This is a genomic window from Bradyrhizobium sp., assembly GCF_035273305.1.
Lineage (GTDB): Bacteria > Pseudomonadota > Alphaproteobacteria > Rhizobiales > Xanthobacteraceae > Bradyrhizobium.
The window spans coordinates 1-6175 of record NZ_DATEPI010000223.1 but is presented as its reverse complement, the minus strand read 5'-3'; the positions used below and the strand labels follow the sequence as shown (position 1 = coordinate 6175).

The window sequence follows — 6175 nt, the reverse complement described above, 5'->3', positions numbered from 1 at the left end:
GCTTCTTCGTCGTCTGCAATCAACACGCGCGCCATGAGGCCTCCAGTCCAAAAAAATGAGATGGTTCACGCGCTGCCATTGGCCATATCTCGCTTGTTGAAGAAACGCACATCGATACTGCGTCCTTCCGGAGGCGGTGATGCCAGGCGTGACTTGAACCGAACGTAGTCGCCTGGCTTGAGCACCGGCTGATCGAGTACCGAATTCCAGGCGTAAATCTCTGCGCCTTGCGCGTCGCGGACGCTGAAGCGGAGTCGCGGCAGTTCGACTGTCTTGCGGTTTTCGCCTGTTATTACGCCATCGATCACCAGCACCGGTTTGGATTCCAGGATTTCAGAGGTGATCTTCACATCCTTGAACAACAGTCCACGAAGATTTACCTCGAGCCCAACCAGTTTATAGAATGCCGCCGTCTGTGGGAGCAGACGCACCACATCGACGCGCCAAATCACCAAAGCGAGAACCAGCGTGCCCATCGCGGTGCAAGCGAGGGGGAGAGTGAGGAAAGGTTTGCGCCGCCCTTGAGACGATCTGCGCCGACTTCCAACCTTGCCGAACCACTTCGCGCGCTGCGGAACTCCGGATTCGGCCTCGACGCCGTCATGCTGCGAGGTCGACGTCCAGTCGGAATCCACAGCCGGCCAATCACTCGAAATCGAGGGGCTTTCAACGACAGGCGTTTGCTGCTCATGGCGCTCGTCTTCGTTGTGCCCGGCATGGGAGGTCCACTCCGCGGCGGCATCGTTATTCCCGCCTTGTTGGCCTGATTCAGCCATCGCCGGCGCGGAGGCGAACACGTCGGCTGCGTCCTCCGGCCGCGCGAGCCATATCTCCTTGCACCGGGAACATCGCACATTGCGCCCGGAGACGCCCAGAGTAGCCGGATCAATGGCATAGGACGTTGTACAATGGGGACAAATGATGTGCATGGAGCCAATCTCGACGTTGCAGGCGCGCCCTGTTGCCGGGCTCGCGCCGGAACACGCCGGTGCGAGGGTCGGAAACGAGGCAGCAGAATGCTACAAGCCGACCGTTAACGAATCGGAAACCATAACCGAAGCACAACCGCCTTACTTGACCGATGGCCGAGCCGCCGCTGCTGCTGGCGGCGCCTGTGGTTTTCGGTATCCGGCCAGGCCTAATATCGAACGGAGCTGAGATTGGTTCGGTTCGAAAATGTCGGATTGCGCTACGGGCTCGGCCCGGAAATCCTGCGCGACCTGAATTTTGAGATTCCCGCCCATTCCTTTCAGTTCCTCACCGGTCCATCCGGTGCTGGAAAGACCTCGCTGCTGAAGCTGCTGTTTCTTTCGCTGCGACCGACGCGCGGCTTGGTCAATCTATTCGGCCACGACGTGGCGTTGCTCGGCAAGGAGCAGATAGCCGATCTGCGCAAGCGGATCGGGATCGTGTTGCAGGACTTTCGTCTGCTCGATCACATGACCACCTATGAAAACGTGGCGCTGCCGTTTCGGGTAATGGGCCGGGAGGAATCCAGCTATCGCAAGGAGGTTATCGATTTGTTGAAATGGGTCGGCCTCGGCGAACGGATGGATGCCCTGCCACCGATCCTGTCTGGCGGTGAGAAGCAGCGCGCGGCGATCGCGCGCGCCGTAATCTCGCGGCCGCACCTGTTGCTGGCGGATGAGCCGACCGGCAATGTCGATCCAACGCTGGGACGTCGATTGCTGCGGCTGTTTATTGAATTGAACAAATCCGGCACCGCTGTGATAATTGCGACTCATGACATCACCTTGATGGATCAGTACGAGGCGAGGCGGCTCGTGCTGCATCAGGGACGGCTGCACATCTATGAGTAGAGCCGACCAGCATGGCCCTTTGGTCGATCTGGGAAACGAACGTCCGCAGGTGCCTGCGCGCGCGCGCAACCTGTCGCCAATCGTGCCACGCGCCTCGATTGCCGGGCGCGCCCTGGTCGCAGTGGTAGCGATCATGACGTTCCTGGCGTCGATTACGACGGGCACTGTATTGCTGGTGAGCGCCTCAGCCGCAGAGTGGCAATCCGAAATAGCCAGCGAGATCACGGTTCAGGTGCGCCCCGCCGCCGGACGCGATCTCGACCGCGATGCTGCCGCGGCCGCGCAAGCCATGCGCGCGCAAGCCGGAATTGTCGAGGTCAGGCCATTCACGAAACAGCAAGCCGCCAGTCTGCTGGAGCCTTGGCTCGGAAGCGGTCTTTCGCTCGACGAACTGCCGGTGCCACGGGTGATCGTCGCCCGCGTTCAACCCGGAACTACGCTGGATCTGGCCGCGTTGCGCAGCCAGGTCAGTCAGGCGGCGCCCTCAGCGAGTGTTGACGATCATCGCGCCTGGATCGAGAGGATGCGGTCGACGACGGGCGCCACCGTGCTGGCGGGCATCGGTATCCTCGGGCTGGTGATCGTCGCGACCATCATTTCGGTATCGTTCGCGACCAGGGGCGCGATGGCGGCCAATCGACCGATTGTGGAAGTCCTGCACTTTGTAGGCGCGGGCGACCGCTACATCGCAAACCGGTTCCTGCGGCACTTTCTACGCCTCGGGCTTCAGGGCGGCGTGATCGGCGGGGGCGTCGCGATGTTCGCTTTCGGGTTCTCCGAATCGATCGCCGGCTGGTTTTCCGGCACCCCGGTCGGAGATCAGTTTGCGGCATTGCTCGGGACCTTCGCGCTTCGGCCATCCGGCTATCTAGCGCTTGCGGTACAGGCCGTGCTGATCGCGGCGATTACCGCCTGGGCATCGCGGCGCACCCTGTTCGCCACGCTCAATGAGATCGACTGAGGTCAGGCATGTACGACGCAAACCGGATTCCACTTCGTTTGAAAAACTTCTAGACTTGCCAAAAGGGGAGGATCACTGGCGGGCATGAATTTGCAGCCCAACGATTTAGCGAGGAAATCGCCGCTCGCCACGGCGAGGGGGAAGCTGCGTGCTGCAATGCTGGTGCTCCTGGCAACGATCGTGGTGGCGGCCGGGACCGGTTTTGTCGGATTTCTCTCGCAATTGCGTGGCGCCGAAGCGGAGCCTGCCAACCGGGCCGACGGAATCGTGGTGTTGACGGGCGGCTCGTCCCGCGTGTCCGATGCGATGGAACTGCTGGCTGGCGGCTACGGTGGCCGGCTTTTGATTTCGGGCGTGCATCCGACCAATGCGGCAAGCGACATTTCCCGATCGTTGTCGGACAACCAATCGCTGCTGAGATGCTGCGTCGATCTCGACCGCTCCGCTGTCAACACGCGCAGCAATGCCGCCGAGACGCGTCGTTGGGCGCACGACCGCGGGTTCAAGTCGCTGATTGTGGTGACATCGAATTACCATATGCCGCGAGCCATCGTCGAACTGTCGCATGCGATGCCGAATGTTCACCTCATTCCGTTCGCGGTGGTCGGCGAGAGATGGCGCGATGAAACCTGGTGGGCGAGCGCCGCGACGGTGCGCCTGTTGCTGTCGGAATACGTAAAGTACGTTGCCGCCGAAGTGCGGGTGCATCTGGCTGATGCCGGCTTTGGCCTGAGCGCCCAACTTGCGGACCAGCCGGATGGATCGCTGCGGCGCAGTCCGGCGACCGCTCAAGCTAATTGATCGGATTTTTTGATGGTCTCGATCTTCTTGCGTTCGCTGATCTATAACGTGCTGTTCTATTTGCTGCTGGTGTTTTGGATGCTGGTCGGCATTCCGACCTTCGTTATGCCGCGCTGGGCCATCATGAACATTGCTAGATATTGGGCTCGCAGCAGCATCTGGCTGCTGCGTGTAATCTGCGGCACCAAGGTGGAATATCGCGGTCTCGAAAAAATTCCCGAAGGCCCGCTGATCGTCGCATCGAAGCATCAGTCGATGTGGGAGACGTTTGCGCTGCTGCAGTTTTTTAACGAGCCGCTCTTTATTCTCAAGCGCGAGCTGAAATGGATCCCGCTGTTCGGATGGTACCTGATCAAGTCCGATATGATCGGAATCGACAGGGCTGCCGGCGGGCGCTCGCTGCTGCAGATGGCTCGTCACGCCGGTGAGGCAGTCCGGCGCGGACGTCAACTGATCATTTTTCCGGAGGGGACTCGAACCGCCGTCGACTCGCCGCCGCAATACAAGACAGGCGTGGCGCAGATCTATGTCGATTGCGGCGTGACCTGTCTGCCGGTGGCGCTCAATTCGGGTCTGTTCTGGCCGCGCCGCACCTTCATGCGTTATCCGGGAACCCTGGTGGTCGAATTTCTCGATCCGCTTCCGCCGGGACTGTCGCGGCGTGAATTCATCGCGCGCATTTCGACCGCGATCGAGGAAGCCAGCAGCCGATTGATCGAAGCGGCGCGCCGCGAGCAGGCGAACTTGTTCGGACGCGTCCCCAACTCGGCTTCGGCGAAGGCGTAGCACTTCTATTCCTCTGGAGGTTGCTGAAAATGCAGCGGCCGCTCGTCGTGCAGCATCGACGCGAGTTGATGGAGGTGTTTGTCGCCAAAGCCTTCGGCCTCTATCGCCCTTACCGTCGCGATGACGTATTCTCGGTTTGCGCCGGATTGACCATGTCCCTGCTGTACGTGACGGAGTTGCTCCGCCAACGACAATCGTCCGGCATACTGAACGTGTCCGCGATCGACCACATAGGCCAAGGCGCTCACCCGCTGCCTCGGTTCGTTCTCGAGCCAGACCGATCGCATCACTTCCCGGTACACCGACGTGACCTGCTCGCGGGCGCGCAGGTAGGCGATGGTTGCGGCACGATGCTTCTCCGCGACCCGGAACGCCACCCCTCGGCACGCTCCGCCACGATCCAGGCCGAGCACGAGGCCCGGCTTTTCCGGCGTTCCCCGATGCACAAAGGAGTAAACGCAGAGCGCGCGATGTTCGCCAATCAGCCGTGCCGGAACCTGTTCGATAAATTCGAAGCCGGGCCGCCACATCAGCGAGCCATAGCCAAATACCCATAAATCGCCCTTGGACAATTCTGCTGACAGGGCTTTCGCTGACATCGCGGGCATGACCTACCAGAATTCTGCAATCCATCAAAATGCGTTAACTCGATCCGCATCGGTAGCACCGCTTAATTGACAAAATCATTGGCCAAACCTCGCCGCATGTCCGATATCAGCCTCGCGCCCCGCCGGCGCTCGCTTTGGCGCCTTTTTCTGCTGCCGGTCCTGCTGCTGTTCGCTGCGGCGGCCTGGAGCGCGTTCTGGTTCTTTGCCGCATCCCAGGCGGGCGTGGCAGCCGACGCCTGGCGCGCGCAGGAGGCGAAGTCGGGTCGGATTTACGATTGTGCGCGGCGCTCGGTAGCCGGCTTCCCGTTCCGTCTCGAAATCCGCTGTGATGGGGCCAGCGTCTCGCTTAATTCGCAGACGGCGGGACAGGCGGCAGCGCAGATCCCGATAACCGGGCAGCTCGGAGAAATTCTGGTCGTCGCGCAGGTCTATGATCCGAAATTGCTGATTGCGGAATTCACCGGCCCGGCCACGATTTCCGACGGTGGCGCATCACCATCGATGTCGGTCAACTGGAGCAAGGGTCGCTCCAGCGTCGTGGGTCTGCCGCAGGTGCCGAGCCGGGCATCGATCGTGTTCGATGATCCGGAGGTCGATCGCGTCAATGGGTCGGCGCTGGCCCCGCTGGCGCGGGCCAAGCATATCGAGTTGCACGGGCGTCTTGCCGAGGACTCGACGCTCGACCGTCCTGTCATCGAAACCGCGGTGAAGGTCGAAGCGGGAAGCCTGCAGCAAATTCATCCGCTTCTCGCACAGCCGTTCGATGCAGACGTGCGAGCGACGCTCAGCGGCCTGAACGACCTTTCGCCGAAACCGTGGCCACAAAGGCTTCGCGAACTGCAGGCCGCGGGCGGCCACATCCACATCGTCCAGTCGCGGATTGCGCAGGGCGACGTGGTCGCGGTCGCCGCCGGCACGCTGGCCCTGACAGCCGACGGGCGTCTTGACGGCGAGTTGCAGATGACGGTCGCCGGCATCGAAAAGATCATTCCCGCGCTCGGCATCGAAAAAATGCTCGACGAGGGGGTGCCGCAAGCGACCCTTGATCGTGTCGCGCCCGGTGTGAAAACACAGGACATCAATAATCTGTTCGGCGCGCTGGACCGCGCAATTCCTGGTCTCGGCAAGGTCGTCAAGCAAAATGCCAATGTCGGTGTGGCCGCAGGGATCAATGCGCTTGGCAACGAGGCCATGCTGGA

The 6175-nt window shown here is 61.3% G+C and carries 7 protein-coding genes; 5 read left to right on the top strand and 2 right to left on the bottom strand.

Going from position 1 to position 6175, the window contains the following annotated elements; genetic code table 11:
• Positions 1-65 precede the first annotated feature (65 nt).
• Complete coding sequence (locus VJV58_RS15180) at positions 66-929, bottom strand: MJ0042-type zinc finger domain-containing protein (protein WP_324138186.1); 864 nt, start codon at positions 927-929, stop codon at positions 66-68.
• Between the two features lie 231 nt (positions 930-1160).
• Between VJV58_RS15180 and ftsE the strand changes: the two genes are divergently transcribed.
• From ftsE to VJV58_RS15160, 4 genes are all read left to right on the top strand, one after another.
• Complete coding sequence (gene ftsE, locus VJV58_RS15175) at positions 1161-1820, top strand: cell division ATP-binding protein FtsE (protein WP_324138185.1); 660 nt, start codon at positions 1161-1163, stop codon at positions 1818-1820.
• Positions 1813-2781 (top strand): ABC transporter permease, encoded by a 969-nt coding sequence (locus tag VJV58_RS15170; RefSeq protein ID WP_324138184.1) that lies wholly within the window; start codon positions 1813-1815, stop codon positions 2779-2781. The genes ftsE and VJV58_RS15170 overlap by 8 nt, the downstream gene beginning before the upstream one ends.
• Before the next feature lie 84 nt (positions 2782-2865).
• A complete protein-coding gene (locus VJV58_RS15165) occupies positions 2866-3582 on the top strand; it encodes a YdcF family protein (RefSeq protein WP_414641500.1) in 717 nt (238 codons plus the stop codon).
• A gap of 12 nt (positions 3583-3594) precedes the next feature.
• A complete protein-coding gene (locus tag VJV58_RS15160) occupies positions 3595-4368 on the top strand; it encodes a 1-acyl-sn-glycerol-3-phosphate acyltransferase (RefSeq protein WP_324138183.1) in 774 nt (257 codons plus the stop codon).
• Positions 4369-4373: 5 nt separating this feature from the next.
• Here the strand turns inward: VJV58_RS15160 and VJV58_RS15155 are convergent, their stop codons facing one another.
• Complete coding sequence (locus VJV58_RS15155; protein WP_414641499.1) at positions 4374-4976, bottom strand: gamma-glutamylcyclotransferase; 603 nt, start codon at positions 4974-4976, stop codon at positions 4374-4376.
• 96 nt (positions 4977-5072) lie between these two features.
• On the opposite strand from VJV58_RS15155, the gene VJV58_RS15150 reads away from it, so the two are divergent.
• Positions 5073-6175, top strand: a 1103-nt coding sequence (locus VJV58_RS15150) for a DUF2125 domain-containing protein (protein ID WP_324138181.1), incomplete at its 3' end; no start/stop codon positions are given.

What these genes read in the sequence shown, in the direction of transcription:
- VJV58_RS15165 (WP_414641500.1), top strand. Translation starts at nt 2,866, where the DNA reads ATGAATTTGCAGCCCAACGATTTAGCGAGGAAATCGCCGCTCGCCACG.
- VJV58_RS15170 (WP_324138184.1), top strand. Translation starts at nt 1,813, where the DNA reads ATGAGTAGAGCCGACCAGCATGGCCCTTTGGTCGATCTGGGAAACGAA.
- VJV58_RS15155 (WP_414641499.1), bottom strand. Translation starts at nt 4,976, where the DNA reads ATGCCCGCGATGTCAGCGAAAGCCCTGTCAGCAGAATTGTCCAAGGGC.
- VJV58_RS15160 (WP_324138183.1), top strand. Translation starts at nt 3,595, where the DNA reads ATGGTCTCGATCTTCTTGCGTTCGCTGATCTATAACGTGCTGTTCTAT.
- VJV58_RS15180 (WP_324138186.1), bottom strand. Translation starts at nt 929, where the DNA reads ATGCACATCATTTGTCCCCATTGTACAACGTCCTATGCCATTGATCCG.